This window comes from Saccharopolyspora sp. ASAGF58 (genome assembly GCF_012277335.1).
Classification (GTDB): domain Bacteria; phylum Actinomycetota; class Actinomycetes; order Mycobacteriales; family Pseudonocardiaceae; genus Saccharopolyspora; species Saccharopolyspora hattusasensis.
Genome location: NZ_CP040605.1, coordinates 7,012,686 through 7,031,945 on the forward strand (window position 1 = coordinate 7,012,686; position 19,260 = coordinate 7,031,945).

General features: G+C 68.3%; 19 protein-coding genes and 1 pseudogene. 11 read left to right on the forward strand and 9 right to left on the reverse strand.

Features of this window, described 5'->3' with window-relative positions:
* The first annotated feature begins 54 nt into the window (after positions 1 to 54).
* Together FDZ84_RS32970 and FDZ84_RS32975 are read left to right on the forward strand one after the other, a co-directional pair.
* Positions 55 to 2,607, forward strand: coding sequence for a GH92 family glycosyl hydrolase (locus tag FDZ84_RS32970; protein ID WP_210435269.1), 2,553 nt, complete (start codon positions 55 to 57; stop codon positions 2,605 to 2,607).
* A 108-nt stretch (positions 2,608 to 2,715) separates the two neighbouring features.
* Positions 2,716 to 3,870: an Ig-like domain-containing protein gene (locus FDZ84_RS32975; protein ID WP_168589034.1), complete on the forward strand. Its 1,155-nt coding sequence runs from the start codon at positions 2,716 to 2,718 to the stop codon at positions 3,868 to 3,870.
* Between the two features lie 99 nt (positions 3,871 to 3,969).
* Here the strand turns inward: FDZ84_RS32975 and FDZ84_RS32980 are convergent, their stop codons facing one another.
* Positions 3,970 to 4,323 carry an MFS transporter gene (locus FDZ84_RS32980; RefSeq protein ID WP_168589035.1) on the reverse strand — a complete coding sequence of 118 codons (354 nt, stop codon included), beginning with the start codon at positions 4,321 to 4,323 and terminating at the stop codon, positions 3,970 to 3,972.
* A gap of 129 nt (positions 4,324 to 4,452) precedes the next feature.
* Between FDZ84_RS32980 and FDZ84_RS32985 the strand changes: the two genes are divergently transcribed.
* The gene (locus tag FDZ84_RS32985) at positions 4,453 to 5,676 is read left to right on the forward strand and encodes a cytochrome P450 (RefSeq protein ID WP_168589036.1); all 1,224 of its coding nucleotides are present in this window, start codon (positions 4,453 to 4,455) and stop codon (positions 5,674 to 5,676) included.
* A 2-nt stretch (positions 5,677 to 5,678) separates the two neighbouring features.
* Positions 5,679 to 6,329, forward strand: a complete 651-nt coding sequence (locus tag FDZ84_RS32990; RefSeq protein WP_168589037.1) for a TetR/AcrR family transcriptional regulator — start codon at positions 5,679 to 5,681, stop codon at positions 6,327 to 6,329.
* Between the two features lie 53 nt (positions 6,330 to 6,382).
* On the opposite strand, the gene FDZ84_RS32995 is transcribed toward FDZ84_RS32990, so the two are convergent.
* On the reverse strand, positions 6,383 to 7,609 hold the full coding sequence (locus FDZ84_RS32995; RefSeq protein WP_210435270.1) for an RNA-guided endonuclease TnpB family protein: 1,227 nt from the start codon (positions 7,607 to 7,609) through the stop codon (positions 6,383 to 6,385).
* Between the two features lie 131 nt (positions 7,610 to 7,740).
* Here FDZ84_RS32995 and FDZ84_RS33000 point away from each other — a divergent pair, with 131 nt between their 5' ends.
* A complete protein-coding gene (locus FDZ84_RS33000) occupies positions 7,741 to 7,935 on the forward strand; it encodes a ferredoxin (protein ID WP_168589039.1) in 195 nt (64 codons plus the stop codon).
* Positions 7,936 to 8,332: 397 nt separating this feature from the next.
* On the opposite strand, the gene FDZ84_RS33005 is transcribed toward FDZ84_RS33000, so the two are convergent.
* Together FDZ84_RS33005 and FDZ84_RS33010 are read right to left on the reverse strand one after the other, a co-directional pair.
* Positions 8,333 to 9,346: a M14 family zinc carboxypeptidase gene (locus tag FDZ84_RS33005; RefSeq protein ID WP_210435271.1), complete on the reverse strand. Its 1,014-nt coding sequence runs from the start codon at positions 9,344 to 9,346 to the stop codon at positions 8,333 to 8,335.
* Between the two features lie 129 nt (positions 9,347 to 9,475).
* Positions 9,476 to 10,744 carry an aminotransferase class I/II-fold pyridoxal phosphate-dependent enzyme gene (locus tag FDZ84_RS33010; protein ID WP_168589040.1) on the reverse strand — a complete coding sequence of 423 codons (1,269 nt, stop codon included), beginning with the start codon at positions 10,742 to 10,744 and terminating at the stop codon, positions 9,476 to 9,478.
* 262 nt (positions 10,745 to 11,006) lie between these two features.
* Between FDZ84_RS33010 and FDZ84_RS33015 the strand changes: the two genes are divergently transcribed.
* A complete protein-coding gene (locus FDZ84_RS33015; protein WP_168589041.1) occupies positions 11,007 to 12,926 on the forward strand; it encodes an acyl-CoA dehydrogenase family protein in 1,920 nt (639 codons plus the stop codon).
* 230 nt (positions 12,927 to 13,156) lie between these two features.
* Here FDZ84_RS33015 and FDZ84_RS39635 read toward each other — a convergent pair whose 3' ends face one another.
* The 3 genes from FDZ84_RS39635 to FDZ84_RS39640 form a co-directional block, all read right to left on the reverse strand.
* Positions 13,157 to 13,810: an HNH endonuclease family protein gene (locus tag FDZ84_RS39635; RefSeq protein WP_168589042.1), complete on the reverse strand. Its 654-nt coding sequence runs from the start codon at positions 13,808 to 13,810 to the stop codon at positions 13,157 to 13,159.
* A gap of 158 nt (positions 13,811 to 13,968) precedes the next feature.
* Positions 13,969 to 14,979 (reverse strand): transposase, encoded by a 1,011-nt coding sequence (locus FDZ84_RS33025; RefSeq protein WP_246868602.1) that lies wholly within the window; start codon positions 14,977 to 14,979, stop codon positions 13,969 to 13,971.
* A complete protein-coding gene (locus tag FDZ84_RS39640) occupies positions 14,949 to 15,203 on the reverse strand; it encodes a helix-turn-helix domain-containing protein (protein ID WP_246868603.1) in 255 nt (84 codons plus the stop codon). Before FDZ84_RS39640 ends, FDZ84_RS33025 begins: the two co-directional genes overlap by 31 nt.
* Before the next feature lie 22 nt (positions 15,204 to 15,225).
* On the opposite strand from FDZ84_RS39640, the gene tnpA reads away from it, so the two are divergent.
* Positions 15,226 to 15,642 carry an IS200/IS605 family transposase gene (gene tnpA, locus FDZ84_RS33030; RefSeq protein WP_168589043.1) on the forward strand — a complete coding sequence of 139 codons (417 nt, stop codon included), beginning with the start codon at positions 15,226 to 15,228 and terminating at the stop codon, positions 15,640 to 15,642.
* Positions 15,643 to 15,693: 51 nt separating this feature from the next.
* On the opposite strand, the gene FDZ84_RS40245 is transcribed toward tnpA, so the two are convergent.
* Positions 15,694 to 15,816 (reverse strand): hypothetical protein, encoded by a 123-nt coding sequence (locus tag FDZ84_RS40245; RefSeq protein ID WP_256413604.1) that lies wholly within the window; start codon positions 15,814 to 15,816, stop codon positions 15,694 to 15,696.
* Positions 15,800 to 16,318 (reverse strand): annotated as a pseudogene (locus FDZ84_RS33035) (MFS transporter); the annotation flags it as partial. The pseudogene FDZ84_RS33035 and the gene FDZ84_RS40245, both read right to left, overlap by 17 nt.
* A gap of 55 nt (positions 16,319 to 16,373) precedes the next feature.
* Here FDZ84_RS33035 and FDZ84_RS33040 point away from each other — a divergent pair.
* The 4 genes from FDZ84_RS33040 (at position 16,374) to FDZ84_RS33055 (ending at position 19,150) form a co-directional block, all read left to right on the forward strand.
* On the forward strand, positions 16,374 to 17,414 hold the full coding sequence (locus FDZ84_RS33040; protein ID WP_168588396.1) for an IS630 family transposase: 1,041 nt from the start codon (positions 16,374 to 16,376) through the stop codon (positions 17,412 to 17,414).
* A gap of 99 nt (positions 17,415 to 17,513) precedes the next feature.
* Entirely contained in the window at positions 17,514 to 17,744 is a 231-nt protein-coding gene (locus FDZ84_RS33045) for a hypothetical protein (RefSeq protein WP_168589045.1), read from the forward strand.
* Between the two features lie 1,079 nt (positions 17,745 to 18,823).
* Positions 18,824 to 18,931, forward strand: coding sequence for a winged helix-turn-helix domain-containing protein (locus FDZ84_RS41230; RefSeq protein WP_168589046.1), 108 nt, complete (start codon positions 18,824 to 18,826; stop codon positions 18,929 to 18,931).
* 39 nt (positions 18,932 to 18,970) lie between these two features.
* Positions 18,971 to 19,150, forward strand: a complete 180-nt coding sequence (locus FDZ84_RS33055) for a hypothetical protein (protein WP_168589047.1) — start codon at positions 18,971 to 18,973, stop codon at positions 19,148 to 19,150.
* Positions 19,151 to 19,260 lie beyond the last annotated feature (110 nt).

Sequence of the window (19,260 nt, forward strand, 5' to 3'; positions counted from 1 at the left end):
CATCTGAGGCCGAACAGAAAATCCCGGTTCACCGCGCTGCTCGCAATATCGGTTGTGGCGGCCGCCCTACCGTCGGCTGCCCTGCCGTCGGCTGCCGCAGCCGCGCCGGCCGGAACCGCGGCGATGGCCGGCGATCCGGCGCAGTACGTCAACCCGTTCGTCGGCACCAAGCCCGGCGGGCCGGACTTCGGCCACGGCGGCGGCGCGGGCAACACTTTTCCCGGCGCGGTGGCCCCGTTCGGCATGATGCAGTGGAGCCCGGACACGGAAACCTACCAGCACGGCGGATATTTCCGCGACGACAACCGGATCCGCGGCTTCAGCCTCACCCACATTTCCGGCGCGGGCTGCGGGGACTTCGGCAACATCCCGTTCATGCCCGTCCTCGGCGATCGCCCGGTGGACAACTACACCTTCTCCCACAGCAACGAATCCGCCGCACCCGGCACCTACGGGGTCACCTTCGACAACGGTCTGAAGGCGGAGCTGGCCGCCACCCAACGCTCCGGAATCGCCCGCTTCACCTATCCGCAGGGGCAGCAAGCCGCGCTGTCCATCGACGCGGCCAAGGCGTTCAACAACGCGACCGGTTCGCTGACCATCGGCACCAACACCATCAGCGGGTACAGCGAGAGCGGCGGGTTCTGCGGGGCGGACAACCGGTACAAGGTCTACTTCCACGCCAGCTTCGACCGCGATTTCTCGAGCACCGGAGTCGTCGCGTCTGGCGAGGTCGACCACAACCGCACCCAGATCTCCGGCGCATCAGCAGGAATCGCCGCGCAGCCGACCAAGCACGCCAGCCCGTCGTCCGCCCATTCCGGGGCCGGCGACGGGGCGCAGGCGTTCGTGAAGTTCGACACCAGCACCGATTCCCCGGTCGTCGCCCGGGTCGGAATCTCCTTCGTCAGCGCGGAGAACGCCAAGGCCAACGCGGAAGCCGAGCAGGGCACGAAGAGCTTCGACGAGATCCGCGACGGCACCCGCGCCGCGTGGAACTGGATGCTCGGCCGTATCGACGTCGGCGGTGGCACCGATGAGGACCGCCGACGCCTCTACACCGGCCTCTACCACTCGCTGCTGCACCCGAACGTCTTCAGCGACACCAACGGCCAGTACACCGGGTTCGACGGTCAGGTGCACGCGGCTACCGAAGGACATGCCCAGTACGCCAACTTCTCCGGCTGGGACGTCTACCGCTCGCAGATCCCGCTCGTCGCGCTGATCGCACCCGGCATCGCCTCCGACATCGCGCAGTCCGCGCTCAACCAGTCCGTTCAGGGCGGGTACTTCGACCGCTGGACGGTGGCCAACGGCGGCACCGGTGTCATGGTCGGAGACCCGCTGCCGATCATCATCGCCAGCTCCTACGCCTTCGGCGCCACCGACTTCGACGCAGCCGGGGCGCTCAAGAGGATGGTCGACGGCGCCGCGAACCCCAGCGAACGCGCGGGCTACAACCAGTACAATTCGCTCGGCTACGTGCCTCCGGGCGTGAACGGCGTGTGGGGATCGGCGTCCACCACTCTCGAGTACACCAGCGCGGACTTCGCCGTGGCGCAGCTGGCCGGCCGCATCGGAGCCGCGGACGTGCACGACGCGTTCATGACTCGCGCGCAGAACTGGAAAAACCTCTTCAACCCAGGCAACGAGTACCTCCAGCCGCGCAACGCCGACGGCTCCTGGCCATCGTTCGACCCCGTGCAGCACGACGAGTACGTCGAAGGCAACGGCGCGCAGTACACCTGGATGGTCCCCTACAACCACCGGGCGCTGTTCGACCTGATGGGCGGCGACGAGCGGGTCACCTCGCGGCTGGACGCCTTCTTCACCGAGCTCAACGGAGGTCCCGACGAGCCCACCGCCTACCTCGGCAACGAGCCCACGCTGAACACCCCGTGGGCGTACGCATATGCCGGGCAGCCGCACAAGACGCAGGACATCGTCCGCCGCGCGCTCGTGGAGTTGTTCAAGTCGACGCCGGACGGCGAGGTCGGCAACGACGACCTCGGCCAGATGTCGTCCTGGGCGGTCTGGGCCTCGATCGGCATGTACCCGCAGGCGCCGGGGCGGGCCGAGTTGGTGCTCGCCAGCCCGCTGTTCTCCTCGGTGGTCATCGACCGGGGCAACGGCACCAAGATCACGATCAACGCGCCAGGTGCCGCCGAGAACGCCAAGTACGTGCACGGCCTGAAAGCGAACGGAACCGAAAGCAGGAAACCGTGGCTCGGCGAGGATTTCGTCGCGGCGGGCGGGACGCTGGACTTCGCCTTGGGCGACGAGCCCGACATCACCTGGGGAAGCTCCCCGGCGGACGCGCCGCCGTCCTATGACGCGCCGCCCCCGGCGGGGCCGACGGGTGCGATCGTCGGCTTGTCCGGCAAGTGCGTGGACGTCGCCGACTCGGACACCAAGGACGGCACCCCGATCCGGCAGTGGACCTGCAACCCGACCGGAGCCCAGCGGTGGACCGACCACGGTGACGGCACCCTCCGCGCGCTCGGGAAGTGCATGGGCGTCGGGAGCGGCGGCGCGGCGGCGCGACTTTGGGAGTGCAACGGCACCAAGGCTCGGCAGTGGGAACCCCAGCACCTCCCCGGCAAGTGAGGGACTTCCTAGCCGTTCACGACCGCATGATCGTGTTGAGACATTCGCATCGGCCCCGGACAGTGGTGTCCGATGTCGAGTCGGATGGCTGCGGGGGTGGGGGCCGGAATGCGGGTCACAACAGCGGGGCTGGTCGTCGGAAGCGTGCTCGCCTGCGCGCTGACCTCGTGCTCGGAACCCAAGCCGTCCGTGGCGAGCGTGACGGCCTCGGTACCGGATCGGGCCAGCCAGATCGCCCCCAGCGAGCCTCTGGTCGTCTCCGCGCACGAGGGCACGCTCACCTCGGTCGCGATTACCACAGACGGGGGAACTGCGGTGCCCGGTTCGCTGAGCGACGGCGGCCGCAGGTGGCGCACGACGGTGCCGCTGGAGTTCGGCAAGACCTATCACGTGCGGGCCCAGGCCGAGGACGTGGACCGCAAGCCCTCAGTCCCGCTGAACTCGACGTTCCGCACCGTCACGCCCGTGGACACCGTCACCGTGGAAAGGACCCGGCCCACCGACGGCGACACGGTCGGCATCGCGATGCCGGTGTCGATCTACTTCAGCAAGCCGGTGACCGACCGGGCCGCCGTCGAACGCCGCCTGTCGGTCGAGCCGTCGGTGCCGACCGAAGGCTCGTTCCACTGGATGAGCGACGAACAGATCAACTGGCGCCCCAAGGACTTCTGGCAACCCGGAACCAGCGTCCGGGTTCGCGCGCGGCTGTACGGCGTGGACACCGGCGGCGGCGTCATGGGAACCGCCGACCACGAGAGCAGCTTCCTCGTCGGACGGGACCAGCGCGCGGTCGGCAACGTCGAGGACCACACCTTCACCGTCTTCCAGGACGGCCAGCAGATCCGCCAGTTCCCGGCCTCCTACGGCAGGAGCGTCTACCCGACCCAGTCGGGCATCCACGTCGCCTTCGAGAAGCACACCTCGACGCGGATGCGCTCGGACACCTGGGGAGGCCCGCAGAAGGGCCAAGCCGGCTACTACGACGAGGTCCTGCCCAACGCGGTGCGAATCTCGAACAACGGCGAATTCGTGCACGTCAACGCCGCCACCGTCGGGCAACAGGGCGTCGCCAACGTCTCGCACGGATGCGTGAACCTGTCGCCGGCCAACGGAAAGTGGTACTTCGACTTCGTGCAGATCGGCGACCCGGTGGAGATCGTCGGTTCCGACCGCCCGCTGACCACGGCCGACGGGGACATCCCGGACTGGACGATCCCCTGGAACGATTACGTCAAGGGCAGCGCCCTCTACCAACCCCGCTGACCGCAGCGCCAGGCTTCCCGTTTCCGCAGGTCCGGGGCCGTGCGTCTGTCGGGCTGCCATAGCTGCCCAAAACTCACGGCCCCGTGACCACCGCTGCGGTCAGCTGATCGCCGGCTTTCGGGGCAGGAAGGCCGCGATCGCGAAGGCGATGACGGCCGCTGCCGCGCCCATCGCCATGATCACCTGCAGCATGCGCCGTTTGCCGTACATGTCTCCCAGCCGCCCCACCACCGGGGTCGCAACGGCCCCGGCGAGCAGCGTCGTGGTGATGGCCCACGCGGAGTCGGCCGCCGACGCCCCCAGCAGCGCGGGCAGCACGGGGACCAGCGGGATCACCAGGGTCTGCATCAACGAGACCACGATCCCGCTGAAGGCCAGTACCACCACGACGGTGTTGGACCGCGGCGGGCTCGATACCGCGGTGCCGACGGGCTGGACTGGGGCGTTGGGCATGTCGGGGGCCTCTGTCGGGCATGCGTGGGTGGTCACTCTGCGAGACCAGACATTAAATCAATTGATTGACTTAAACCAGCGGAATCGGTTAACTGGTCGCCGACAGGCGACCGACCCGGAGGAGCATGCATGGCGGGCAACGTCGATAGCGAACGAGCGCTGAGCTACCCGATCCCCGGCACGGCGGCGCTGGAGCCGCCGGCCGAGTGGACGCAACTGCGGCAGGAATGCCCAGTCGCGCGGGTGACGCTGCCCAGCGGGGACGGGGCAGCGCTGCTCACCCGCTACGCGGACGTCAAGCAGGTGCTGTCCGACCCGCGGTTCACCCGCCAGCTCAACGCCGACGGCGCGGCCCGGATCTCGGCCAACGAATCGGGCGGGGTGTTCAACAGCTCGATGGCCGACTCGCTGCCCCAGACCGGCGAGGGGCACCAGCGGTGGCGACGCATGGTCGCCAAATGGTTCACCGCGCGGCGGATGACCGCGCTGCGGCCCGAGATCGAGGCGATGGCCGATCGCCTCATCGACGACATGGTGGCGCGCGGTGCCCCGGCCGATCTCAAGGCGGGCCTGGGTTTCCCGCTGCCGGTGTGGGTCATCTGCAACATGCTCGGCGTCGCGGACAGCGACCGGGACAAGTTCGCGTACTGGTCCGACACGTTGCTCAACCTGACCCGGTACCGGCAGGAGGAGATCGACGCGGCGCAGGCCGAGTTCGTCGCTTACATGGCCGCCCACGTCGCCGCCAAGCGGGCAGAACCCGGTGTGGACCTGCTCAGCGAGCTCATCACGGCCACGGACGCCGAAGGGCGTGGGCTGACCGACGGGCAGCTCGTGGCCACCGGCCAGGGCCTGCTGGTCGCCGGGCACGAGACCACCGCGAACATGATCAGCAAGATGGTGGCGATGCTGCTCTCCGACCGGCGGCGGTGGGAGCAGCTGCTCGCCGAACGGGCGCTGGTGCGCACGGCGGTGGAGGAAGCGCTGCGGTTCGACGCCAACCCCGGGTTCGGCATGCCGAGGTACATCAGCGAGGAGGCCGAGGTTTCCGGCACCAAGCTGCCCGCCGGCACGACCGTGGTGTGCAGCATGGCCGCGGCCAACCGCGACGCCACGGCCTTCGACGGCGCCGATGAGATGGACCTCGGGCGCAGCCCGAACCCCCACCTGGCTTTCGGCGCCGGGGCGCACTCCTGCCTGGGGCAGGCGCTGGCCCGCACCGAACTGCAAGCCGTGCTCGACGTGCTGCTCCGGAGGCTTCCCACGCTGGAACTGGCCGTCGCGGTGGAGGACCTGAACCGGGTCGAGGGACTGGCCGTCGGCGGTCTGCGCGAACTCCCGGTGCGGTGGTGACGATGGCCGGGAGGACCGTTCGGGCGGACCGGGTGAACGCGACGCGGGAGCAGATCCTGACGGCGGCGGAACGGCTGTTCGCCGAGCACGGGGTGCTCGCGGTGTCCAACCGCCAGGTCAGCGAGGCCGCGGGGCAGGGCAACAACGCCGCTGTCGGCTACCACTTCGGCACCAAGACCGACCTGGTGCGGGCGATCGCGCGGAAGCACGCCGAGCAGATCGAACGGCTGCGGCTGGAGATGGTCGCCGAGGTCGAGGGCTCCACCGAGGCGCGGGACTGGGTCGCCTGCCTGGTGTGCCCCACCACCGAGCACCTGGCCGCTCTCGGCAGCCCCACCTGGTTCGCCCGGTTCGGCGCCCAGGTGATGACCGACCCGGCGCTGCGCGAGATCATGATCGACGAGGCGCTCACCTCGCCGTCGCTGCTGCGGGTCCTCGACGGGCTCAACCGCTGCCTGCCCGACCTGCCGATCGATGTGCACCTGGAACGCGGCGACATGGCCCGCCAGCTGATGGTCCACATGTGCGCCGAACGCGAACGCGCCCTCGCCGATGGCACTGCCACGCCACGGCTGAGCTGGCACGACGCCGCGGCCGGGCTGATCGACGCGATCGTCGGGATGTGGCTGGCACCGGTCACATCACGCCCCTGATCCGGACCCCAAGCAGAGGAGAACTGCTCTTGAAGTTGACTTCCTCCCCACGCCTAAAGGCGGAGGAATCCAACCTTCACAGGTTGGGTTTCCTGCTTCATAGCCGACTGCGCGCGAGCAAGCTCGCCCCGGCTTACACCAGCTCCACAGGCATCGCCGGATTTCCACCCGGCTACCGCTCGACCAGCGGCAAGGATGTTCTTCGCGGCGTTGTGGTCCCGGTCGTGCCGAGTGCCGCAGTCGGGGCACCTCCAGTGCCGCACCGACAGTTTCAGGTTCTTCAGCAGGTGCCCGCAGTCCGAGCAGGTCTTCGAACTCGGGTACCAGCGGTCAACGACAACGACGACCTTTCCCGCCCGCTCGGCTTTGTATTCAAGCTGGCGCCGGAACTCGCTCCACCCGCAATCGGAGATCGCCTTGGCCAGTTTCCGGTTGCGGACCATGTTTCTCACCGCGAGGTCTTCGACCGCGACCAGGTCATTGTTACGAACCAGGTCCGTTGACGTGCGGTGCAGGAAGTCCTGCCGCGCGTGCCGCACCTTGCGGTGCGCCCGAGCAACCTTGGCCTTAGCCTTGCGGCAGTTCGCTGAACCGCGCTGCTTGCGGGCCATCTGACGTTGATAACGGGCAAGGTTGCGGGCCCTACGGTCCACGTGCCCAGCGTTGGGGATCTTCTCCCCGGTGGACAGGACAGCGAAGTCCTTCACACCCAGGTCAACGCCGACCGCGCGGCCGGTGGCCGGGGCGTGTTCGGGCTCGTCGGTGTCCACGGCGAAGGTCACGTACCAGCGGCCGTCAGACTCGCGGGAAACGATCACCATCGTCGGATTCAGAAACTGAAGAACCTCTGCACCCCAGGACCACACATACTCAAGCGGCGCGTTGTGCTTGGCCAGCTTCAGCTTTCCATCGCGCAGGCTAAACGCGCTGCGCGTGTAGTGCGCCGACTGACGTCCGTTACGCGACTTCAAGCGCGGGTAGCGAGCACGTCCAGCGAAGAAGTTCGCGTAGGCGGTGTGCTGGTGCCGCAACGTCTGCTGCAACGGCACCGACGACACCTCGGACAGAAACGCCAGTTCTTCGGTCTTCTTCCACGCGGTCAGCGCGGCGTCGGTCTCCTTGTAGGAGGTCTTTTTGCCGGTTGCGTGGTAGCAGCGGTGGCGTTCGGCGAGGGTCTTGTTCCACACGAGGCGTACGCACCCGAACGTGCGGCCCAGCTGGGCCGCTTGCTCGGGGCCGGGATAGGCCCGAACCTTGTACGCAGTCCTCACACTGATCATTTTACACAGCGGGCCGACACCAGTAGTCATCTGGTGGGATGGCTACCGCTGGACGCGTTAATCACGGCTTGACGTGCTTTGTGCTTCCTCCCCACGGATAAATCCGGGGGCCTCCGCACTACGTTTCTTCGGTGACCGTTGACGAGGAGAAGTGCTGCGGGGCGGGGCAATGCGCACTGCTCGCCCCCGAGGTGTTCGACCAGCGGGAGGAGGACGGCATCGTGATCCTGCTTGACGCCGAGCCGGTCGAGTCGCTGCACACCTCCGTCCGCGAAGCCGCCAGCATGTGCCCCGCCGCCGCGATCGAGCTCGGCGAGAGCTCATGAGCGCCGGCCGTGCCGTCCCATTGCTGTGCACGCCGAACACGGGGTCTGCCTGCGGTTGGGTGGGCGCCTCCAGAGTCGAGCGATGTCCACATCGGACGGTTGGTGTGCGCGGTGCAGGACCGAGGACCGTGAGCGTTTTTCGGTGCTATGGCACCCAAAATCACTCACGGCCAGGTGGCGACCTTCGCCGCGGCGGCGCGCGGGGTCGGTAGCGGAAAGTCCGGCCGCGAGCGTCCGCGACGGCGCCCGGCCTGTGGACCAGCGGGGGCTCGGCGAGAGCGCGCTGGACGGTTCGCCGGCGCGAGTATGGAGGAGCCTGGGCAGAACCGCCGCACGGCCGAGCACCCGAGCCTCGACCTCGCGGCCGCCGACATCCTGAGGCCGTTTCCCGCTCGCGTCAGTCGGCATGCGTGCCGGCCGCAGCGGCCTGCGGGATCGGCTCGCCGCGCGGCGGGATCGCGTCCGCATCGGCCGGGTCGATCGTCCCAAGCGAACCATCGGCCGCACTCCGCACGATGGCCAACATGGACCGCAGAGCCGAATCGATCTGCGCCTGCTCGTGCTGCGGGCCCATGTCGCTGAGTTCGATGAGCACGCTGCCGCTGCCGCGCAGGCCGTAGGCGTTGCGGGCGATGCCCCGGTAGTCGCCGCCTGGGTACTGCGAAACGTTCGCCCCGCCATCGGTCATCGACCGCTGCGCCACCACCGAGATCTGCTTGGCCAACTCGAGGTTGCTCGGCGTAACGCCCGGGTTCGTCGGCCACATCAGCGATGCGGTGATCTCGCGTCCGCCACCGCCGGCGTAGCGACCCTGCATGTGGTAGTCGACCACGATCTGCGGCTGGAACTCCGTGTAGTGGCGCTGGATCAGGCCCGCCTCGGTAGCGGGATTGTTCTCGGGCGCGACCGCCGGGTCGTGGTAGCGGTTGATGTCGTAACCCTTGCCCGCCGCGCCGTAATCCGGAGCCGCGTCGGGGGCGTAGTTGTACCGCCAGTTCAGCTCGTGGCCGTCCGGGTTGGCCCGCACCACAATGTCAACGGTCACCTGCGACCGCAGCCAGCGCTGGTAGCGGCTCTGGCCGACCCCGACCTCGCGCAGGAACTCCAGCGCGGCCGGGGTGCCGAGCGGCTCGTCGCCATGCTGCTGGGTGACGTAGAGGACGCGCAGCGGCCCGTCGCCAACCCTCGCGCTCCACACCGGCCGGCCCTGGTTGGACTTGCCGATCGCGGCGACCTCGATCGCGCCGTGGCTCCGCCCCTGGAGTTCGTCCAACTTCCGGGCCAACTCGGCGGTGCTGGGCCGGGGATCGATCCGGCCGGGCGGCGCCGCCTGGGACGGCGCGACGAAGCCCAGCACGGAAAGGACTGCTACGACAACGGAAAGCAGCGCTATGCGCGTCGACTTCGCCATGACGCAGGAGTCTGCCCCGCCGGACGACCGAACCACAAGATCCGCAGCCCGATTGCGTTACGCGAGCAACGAACCGACTGCGGTACGGCCAAGCGCCGCTCAACCGCACCACCGCGAAAAAACAGCCTCCTAGCTGGCCTGCTTCTCGTAGCCGACGAGACGGACGCAGACGGTGAGCCCCTCGATCGCCCGCTCCAGCTCTTCCAGCCCCGGGTAGCTCGGCGCGATGCGGATGAAGGCGTCGCGCGGGTCGTTGCCGTACGGGTGCGTCGCGCCGGCCGGGGTCAGCGCGATGCCGGCCTCCTTGGCACGGCGCACGACTTCCTTGGCGCACCCGTCCTGCACCTCCAGGGACACGAAGTACCCGCCCTTGGGCGAGGCCCAGGTGGCGAGCCCGGTCCCGCCGAGTTCCGCCTCCAGGATCCGCGCCACCGCCTCGAACTTGGGCTGCAGCAGGGCGCGCTGGCGCTCCATGTGGGCCCGCACCCCGTCCGCGTCGCGCAGGAAGATGGCGTGCCGCAGCTGGTTGATCTTGTCGGGGCCGATCGACCGCTTGGAGTTGTTGCCGAGCAGCCACTGCACGTTCGCGGGCGACGAGCCGAAGAAGGCGACGCCCGCGCCCGCCGCGGTGATCTTCGAAGTGGAACCGAACACGAAGACCCGGTCGGCGTTCCCGGCCTCGTCGCAGGCGGCTAGGAGGTCGGCGATCTCGACGGGCTCGTCAGTGAGGTGGTGGGCCGCGTAGGCGTTGTCCCAGAAGATCCGGAAGTCGGGCGCGGCGGTGCTCATCGACGCCAGCCGCGCCACGGTCTCGTCACCGTAGCTGACGCCGTCCGGATTGCTGTACTTCGGAACGCACCAGATGCCCTTGATCGCCGGGTCCTCGGCGACGAGCCGCTCCACGACGTCCATGTCCGGGCCGTCAGCGGTCATCGGCACCTGGATCATGTCGATCCCGAACCGCTCGCAGAGCGCGAAGTGCCGGTCGTAACCGGGCACCGGGCACAGGAACGCAATCCGCTGCTGGTCCACCCAGCGCGATTCGGCGCCCGGCAGGACGCTCAGCAGGGCGTGCGCCAGGCAGTCGTGCATGAGTTCAAGGCTGGAGTTCGCGGCCGCGAGCAGCTGCGCGACCGGCACCTGCAGCACCCCGGCGAAGATCTCCCGGAGCTCGGGCAGCCCCTGCAGCCCGCCGTAGTTGCGAACGTCCGTGCCGTCGGCGGCGGTGTGCCGCCCGCCGGGCAGGCTCAGCAGGTCATCGGAGAGGTCGAGCTGCTCCGGCGAGGGCTTGCCCCGGGTGAGGTCGAGCGAGAGCAGGCGTTCCGCGAGGTCCTGGTAGTCCTGGCGAGCCCGCTCAAGGAGCCCGGTCAGGGCGTCGGCGCTCAGCTCGGTGGTCATGGTGCTTCCTCTCCCAGGTGCCACATCGACGGTGTTGCGCCCGCCGAGCTTACAAACCGGCCGCCGCCGGAGGTCAGGAAGATCCGGGCGTCGTCCACCGGTGCGGCATCCCGTCGAACAGGGCGTCGCCGGGGCGGTGCTGCGCGCCGCCCGATCGGCTGACGTGCGGAGCAACCACCCGGCCGTCGGGTTTTGCCGGTTACCGATCAGTAGTATCGTTGCGTGACCGACATCACCAACGTTCGAACCGTTGGGGGCATTGATGACCACAGTGGACAGAAATCGCGAGGTTCGGGTTGACGCCGCGCAGGCCCGGCAGGTGGCCGAGGAGGCCCGCGAATCCCGCTGGGACCGGCCGAGCTTCGGCAAGGAGCTGTTCCTCGGCAGGCTGCGGCTCGACCTGATCGACCCGATGCCCGACGGCCAGAGCTCACCCCAGGGGGAGACGTTCCTCGAGCGGTTGCGCGAGTTCTGCGAGACGGAGGTCGACGGACGCCAGATCGAACGGGACGCCCGGATCCCGGACGCGGTCATCAACGGCCTGAAGGACATCGGCGCCTTCGGCATCAAGATTCCCGCGGAGTACGGGGGCCTGGGGCTGCCGGCAGTCTACTACCACCGGGCGCTGATGCTCGTCGCCACGGCCAACCCGTCGATCGGCGCGCTGTTGTCCGCGCACCAGTCCATCGGCGTGCCCCAGCCGGTGAAGATGTTCGGCACCGCCGAGCAGAAGCGGCAGTTCCTGCCGCGCTGCGTCCGCGAGATCACCGCGTTCCTGCTCACCGAGCCCGACGTGGGCAGCGATCCGGCGCGGCTGGCCACCAGCGCGGTGCCGAGCGCGGACGGCCGGAGCTACACGCTCAACGGGGTCAAGCTCTGGACGACCAACGGCGTGCTCGCCGACCTGCTGGTGGTGATGGCGCGGGTGCCGCGCTCTGAGGGGCATCGCGGCGGCGTCACGGCATTCGTCGTCGAAGGCGACGCCGACGGCATCACCGTGGAGAACCGCAATTCGTTCCTCGGGCTGCGCGGCATCGAGAACGGCGTGACCCGCTTGCACGACGTCGTGGTACCCGCGGAGAACCGGATCGGCCGCGAGGGCGAAGGCCTGAAGATCGCGCTGACCACGCTGAACACCGGGCGCCTGTCGCTGCCCGCGATGTGCGCCGCCGCCGCGAAGTGGTGCCTGCTGATCGCCCGCGAGTGGTCGGCGCAGCGGGTCCAGTGGGGTCGGCCGATCGGCGAGCACGAAGCGATCTCCGACAAGGTCTCCTTCATCGCAGCCACGGCTTTCGCCCTGGAGGCCGTGCTCGAACTCTCCGGCCGGCTGGCCGACGCCGACCGGCACGACATCCGCATCGAAGCGGCCCTGGCCAAGCTCTACGCCTCGGAAATGTCCTGGCTGGTCGCCGACGAACTGGTGCAGATCCGCGGCGGGCGCGGCTACGAGACGGCCGACTCGCTGGCCGCGCGGGGCGAGCGCGGGGTGCCCGCCGAGCAGCTCCTGCGCGACCTGCGGATCAACCGGATCTTCGAGGGCTCCAGCGAGATCATGAAGCTGCTGATCGCCCGCGAAGCGGTCGACGCACACCTGTCGGTGGCGGGCGACATCATCGACCCGAAGGCGGACCTCTCCCGCAAGGCGCGCGCGGCCGCCCGCGCCGGTAACTTCTACGCGCGTTGGCTGCCGACGCTGGTGGCCGGCAAGGGGCAGCTGCCGGGCGGCTTCGGCGAATACGGGCCGCTGGCCGAGCACCTGCGGTTCGTGGAGCGGGCCAGCCGGCGGATCGCGCGCCAGACCTTCTACGGGATGTCGCGCTGGCAGGGCAAGCTGGAGCACCGGCAACTGTTCCTGGGCCGCATCGTCGACATCGGCGCGGAGCTCTACGCGATGAGCGCCAGCTGCGTGCACGCCCGCTCGGCAGGCCAGGACCCGTCCGCGGTGGAGCTGGCCGACGCGTTCTGCCGCCAGGCGCGCCGCCGCGTCGAGACGCTGTTCCGGCAGCTCTGGCACAACACCGACGCCGCCGACCGGGGCCTTGCGCAAAAGGTGCTGGACGGCCGCTATTCCTGGCTGGAGGAGGGCATCCTGGACGCCTCTTCGGACGGACCGTGGATCGCGGAATCAACACCGGGACCGTCACAGCACGATAACGTCCGCCGGACCGTGCCGCGCACATGACAATCCACTGTGGACGAATGTCCGGGAACCGCACCGTAAGTCCACCCCTCGGCCAAGGAGATCACGAAGGACAACGCCACCAAGACCGACCCGATCCCGCTGCACCAGGGCGCCAAGCAAGCCCTCGGCGGCTGATTCCCGTTACAGCAGGCCGCGTTTGGCGGCCTGCACGCCGGCGCGGTTCCGCCTGTACCCAAACCAGGTACAGGCGGACGGCTCACGGCGTGGGATCAGCCGCAGGTCGCGAGCATTTCCTGCAGCGCCTTCTTCTCCGGCTCGGTGACGGTCAGGTCGTAGGAGCGCTTGACCGTGATCCAGCTCGTCGCGTAGCTACACCAGTTGGCGCGCTCGGGCTTCCACTGGGACGGGTCCTGGTCGCCCTTGCTGCGGTTGGAGCTCGCGTCGACGGCCACCAGCTGCGGCAGCTCCATGTCGTTGGCGAACTGCTCGCGGCGCTGGTCGTCCCACTTGTTCGCGCCGCTGCGCCAAGCGTTGGCCAGCGGCACCATGTGGTCGATGTCGATCGCCGACGGGTCGGTCAGCTGCTGGCCGCTGTAGACGCTGGTCCACGTCCCGGAAGTAGGTTCGCAGGCGTTGTTGGAGCGGACGTTCTGACCGTCCCGCGCCAGCACCGCCTCGCGGGTGTTGCAGTTCTTCCCGGCTTCCGGCTTCGTGATCCAGTGCTTGAACCGCTCCCGCGAGTAGCCATCCATCGAAACCGACTGGGCGACGCGGAGTTCGGCGAGCTGCTCGGCGGCGGGGCCGGTGGCGGACCCGGCGGCACCGCCCTGCGGGTCGAAGAAGCCGGACTCGAAAACCACCCACATCAGGCCCAGCAGCGCGGCCGCCACGACCGACGCCCAGACGGACTTCTTGGCAGCCATGCGTCTCCCCTGCTCCGGCGGCGGTGTCGCCGCCATTCGATCACCCGCCCGCTCGCGGCTCACGCCGCCGGGTGGGTAATGTGACCCGGCACACCGACGTTCAGCCGCTCACCTCGGCCCGCGGGATGTACCGGGGGATTTGACATCCTCTTCGTCCTTTAAAGGACGGAGATTCCCTCCACGCTGCGCGTGGACCGCGCGGCGTCCGGGTGGGTTACCGCTTCCCTGCGCGCCGCCGGGACGAGTCCCGGTCTTACGTGCGCTCCACGGTCGTTTCCGTCGTCCGCCTGCCCGGCGGCCAACACGTTCTTCGCCGCGTTCACGTTCCGGTCGTGGTGACTGCCGCACGGGCAGTCCCACGATCGGACGGTGAGGGCCATCTTGTCGTTGATGCGCCCGCAGGCCGAACACATCCGGGTGGACGGGAAGTACCGGTCCACCCGGCCGAACGTCCGCCCGTACCGGGCGGCCTTGTACTCCACCATGCTGGTGAAGCCGGCCCACCCGGCGTCGTGCACCGACTTCGCCAGTCTCGTCCGGCCGAGACCGACAACGCACAGGTCCTCGACGTACACCGCTTGGTTCTCCCGGACGATGGTCGTGGACAGTTTGTGCTGCCAGTCCCGCCGGGTGTCGGCCACCCGTGCTTGAGCGCGAGCCACCTTGGTCACGGCCTTCTTGCGGTTGGCCGAGCCCTTCTGCTTGCGCGAGAGGTCCTGCTGCAACCGCTTGAGCTTGCGGGCCGCGCGGCGCAGGAACTTCGGGGCGGCGACCTTCGTGCCGTCCGACAGCACCGCGAAGTGAGTCAGGCCCAGGTCGATGCCCACCTCGGAGTCGACCGGCGGCAACGTTTCGTCCTCACCTGTCTGTACGACAAACGATGCGAAGTACCGGCCCGCCGCGTCCTTGATGATCGTTACGGAAGACGGGTCCGAGGGTAGTTGCCGTGACCAGCGCACCTCCAGGTCACCGACCTTCGGCAATCTGAGCTGCCCGTTGTCCAGCACCTTGAACCGGGAGTTTTTGGTGAACCGGATGGCCTGCCGGTTGTCCTTGCGGGACCGCAACCGCGGCGGGGCCACCTTGCGGCCCTTGCGCTTGCCCGTGATCGAGTTGAAGAAGTTGCGGTACGCGGTTTTCAGGTCCGCCAGGGCCTGCTGTAACACCACGGCGGACACCTCGCCAGCCACGCCCGTTCCGGCGTCAGCTTGGCCTCGGTGATCAACCGCCGGGACAACTCGCTGTCCGAGATGTACTTCTCGTGTGCGTCCCTCGCTTGCCGGCGCAGGCGCAGCCCGTCGTTGAACACCACCCGCGCGCACCCGAACGCCCGGGCCAACTCGATCTGCTGGCCCGGCGTCGGATACACGCGGTAATTGAAACGGAGCTGCACGAGCGCACTATACCATTGGTTTATGGGTGAAATAGAAGGCATTCGAACTGGCAGAAACTGTGTTTTCGCGATGCACGTTCACTTGGTGTTCGTGACGAAGTTCCGGCACAAGGTGTTCGGCGACCGGCACCTGTCGAGGATGGAGCAGATCATGCGGGACGTGTGTCGGGACTTCGAGGCTGAGCTGGTCGAGTTCAACGGCGAGAACAACCACGTCCACCTGCTCGTCAACTACCCGCCCAAGGTCGCCGTGGCCCGCCTGGTCAACTCCCTCAAGGGCGTGTCCTCCCGGCGCCTGCGCCAGGAGTTTCCCGACCTCGTACCCCACTACTACCGAGCCAACAAACTCTGGTCAGGCTCGTACTTCGCAGGCTCCGTCGGCGGGGCACCGCTGAGCGTCGTGAAGCAGTACATCGAGCAGCAGAACCGTCCGGCTTAAAGCACTGCTCGGGCCATGACGGCCCTCCCAGCGCGAGCCTTCACCCCCGCCCTAAAGGGCAGAGCACTGGCCCGCATTCCGGTAGCGCAGCAGCAGGCCCGCCCCCAGCCGGCCGAGCACGCCCATGCCCGCCCCGGCGAACCCGACCCCGAGCAGCTCAGTCAGCCCGGACACGGGACAGCGCGAAGTCGATTCCGCCGGCGATGCCGATGACGATCGCGGTCGTCGAGGGTGGCAGCCCGGTGGCGACCGCGACCATCGGCAGCACCACCATCCGGGACGCCCGCAGGCCGCCGATCAGCGCGGCGCAGGTGCCCATCCGCACCAGCACGCCGCGGTGGCGCACCAACGTTCCCACCAGTCCTCGGTGCTCGGGCGAGGCCGCCGGATCCTCGGCGGTGCCGAGGTCTTTGGTGCACAGCAGCAGGACCACCGCAGCCAGGGCGAACGCGACGTGCAGCAGGAAGACCGCCCGCTTGTCGGGTGTCACCATCAGCACCAGCACCGCCAGGGACGGGCCGATGAAGTAGCCCGCGCGGAACAGCCCGCCGAGCACGCTGAACGCCCTGGCCCGGAAGCGCAGCGGCACCGTCGTGGTGATGAACGCGTGCCTGGCGAGCGCGAAAACCGCCGTCGAAAGGCCGACGAGGAACACGCTCGCGCCCAACATCCACGGGCTCGTCGAGAAGTATTGATCGGGAACTTATAGGTGTGATCTTCGTTGTTCTGGCATGATCGCTGGTGTGCGGGACACGCGGAGGTTATCGCCTGAGGCGCAGGAGGATTTGCGGCGCAGGGTGGTCGCTGCTGTTCATGGTGGGATGACGCAGGTCGAGGCGGCCCGGGTGTTCGCGGTGGCCCCGCAGTCGGTGTCCAGATGGGTGCAGGCGTGGCGGAAACGCGGCTCGAAGGGTCTCACCGGGCGTCGCCGGGGTCGCAAACCCGGCGAGCAGAAAGCGTTGAGTGCCCGCCAGCAGCGCAAGCTGCGGTATGCGGTGGCCGAGCACACCCCGGCCACGTTCGGGCTGACCGGCCTGGTGTGGACCCGCAAGACAGTGGCCGAGCTGATCCGGGTGCGCCACGGCATCGTGTTGAACCTGCGCACCGTCGGCAACTACCTGCGTTCCTGGGGATTGTCGCCGCAGAAACCGATCCGCAAGGCCTACGAACAGGACCCCGAGTCCGTACGCCGATGGCTGGAGGAGGACTACCCGGCCATCGCCGCCCGCGCCCGCCGCGAGGGCGCACTGATCCTGTGGCTGGACCAGACCGGGATCCGCTCCGACGCCACCGTGGCCCGCACCTGGGCACCGGCGGGCCAGACACCGGTGGTGGGCAAAACGGGGAAACGGTTCAGCGTGAACGCCATGTGCGCGATCGGGAACAAAGGCGAGCTGTACTTCACCGTCTACACCGGCTCGTTCAACGGCAAGGTGTTCCTGCCGTTCCTGGACCGGCTGACCCGCCATCTGGACCGCAAGGTCCACCTGATCGTCGACGGACACCCCGTCCACCGCCGCAAGACCATCCAGCAATGGATCACCAAGCACGCTGAGGCGATCGAGATGCACTTCCTGCCCGGATACAGCCCCGAACTCAACCCCGACGAGATACTCAATGCCGACCTCAAACGCACCATGTCCACCAGCACAGCCCCGAAAACCCGCGACGAGTTGAAACAAGCGGTACGCTCCTTCCTCCACCGGCTCCAGAAGCTGCCCGACCGGGTTCGCTCCTACTTCGGCAAACCCGAAGTCCGCTACGCCGCCTGACATCACACATTTGCCACCCAGATCAATAAGTAGCAGCCGAGCAGGCCGAGAACCGACACGACCGAGGCGCCGATCATCGCAGCCCGCTCGCCGAGGCGGGTGCACGAACGCACCGCTGGGCACGTCGCCGATGAGCTCCCCCACCATGATCATGGCGCCGATCAAGCCCATTACCCCCAGGCCGGCACCCTGATCGGCGGCGATGAGCGGGATCATCGGGATGATGGCGCCCTCGCCGGTGGCGAACAGCAGGGTCGGCCCGAACGCCGCGAGCGCAACTTTCCTCAGCTCGAACGAGCGCTCACCCATCGTCCACCAACCTCCGAATGAAGGGCACCTGCTCCCAACTTACTTGCAATGCCTGGGACTTATTGATAGGGAACTCAAGGGTGTGATCTTCGTTGGTCTGGCGGGATCGCTGGTGTGCGGGATGCGCGGAGGTTATCGCCTGAGGTGCAGGAGGATCTGCGGCGCAGGGTGGTCGCGGCGGTGCATGGTGGGATGAGGCAGGTCGAGGCGGCGCTGGTGTTCGCGGTAGCGCCGCAGTCGGTGTCCGGATGGGCGCAGGTGTGGCGGAAACAGGGTTCGAAGGGTCAAGCACGACCAGCTCGCCATTGCGGTGCCGGTTCGCCCGGCAGCCGACCTGATCGACCTACTCGCTTCGTGCGGCGTGAGTTGTCTCTACGAGGCGAAGCCAGGGCATTCCGCTCGCGTCCGGGCGGCCTGAAGGTGTCATGTCGTTCTTCCTGAAGCGCAGGGCGGTCGGTGACCGGGCGCGCGGGGCATTCGCGCCCGGTCACCGGGGAAGGTCTGGTGCGGCGGAGGCCGGGGGAGGCGCCGCACCGGCCCGGCTTGGGAAGGTCAGGCCTCGTGAGTGATCCTTCCGGTAAGAACCGGAAGGATCACTCACGAGCGTTCAGACACACAGGTGGTGCCACCCGGTGGGCTCCTCCCGGGGCGCCGAGCTCGCCTCGGTCGGCTGGGGAGATCCCGGTGGTCTGTGGGGGTGTTCTTGTTCCGCCCGGTGTCTTCGGTGCGGGTTTCGGCTTCGATGCCGGCTATGAGGTGCCAGACCGTGGCGGCTTCGCCGCCTCCGGCGTGCTGGCCGGATCGAGAACGCGAGGCCTCTTGCGGGTAGCTGGGTGGAGAATATGGCGAAGATCAGCAGGCTGAACAGGACGAACGTGCTGAGCTGGATTCAGGACATCGGTGGTTCTCCTTCGGTGGGGCGAGGGTGGTGCCAATTTCGCGAGAAATTGACGTTCACCCGGGTGACGGTCAATTTCTCGCGAAATTGCGCCCTCCTCGGGTGACCACAGGCGGGTGGTGAGGGTGTGCCGACAGCGCATGCAGGTGCGGATCCAGTCCCCTTTCGGGCCGGTCGTGCTCCGCCGCGTTCGGCTGGGGTGGTGTGGACCCGCAAGGCGGTGGCCGAGTTGATCCGGGTGCGCCACGGCGTCGTGTTGAGTTTGCGCACCGTCGGCGACTCTCTGCGCTGTTGGGGTGTGTCGCTGTAGAGACCGATCCGCAGGGCCTACGAGCGGGACCCCGAGGCCGTGCGCCGATGGGGGGAGGAGGACTATCCGGCCATCGCCGCTCGCGCCCGCCGCGAGGGCGCGGTGATCGTGTGGCTGGACCAGACCCGGGATCCGCTCGGATGCCGCAGTGGGCCGAACCTGGGCACCGGCCGCCCGGACACCGGTGGTGGGCAAGACCGGGGAAACGGCTCAGCGTGAACGCCATGCGCGCGATCGGTAACAAGGGGCGAGCTGTACTTCACCGTCTACACCGGGTCGTTCAACGCCGGCGTGTTCGTGCCGTTTCTGGACCTTCTGACCCGTCACCT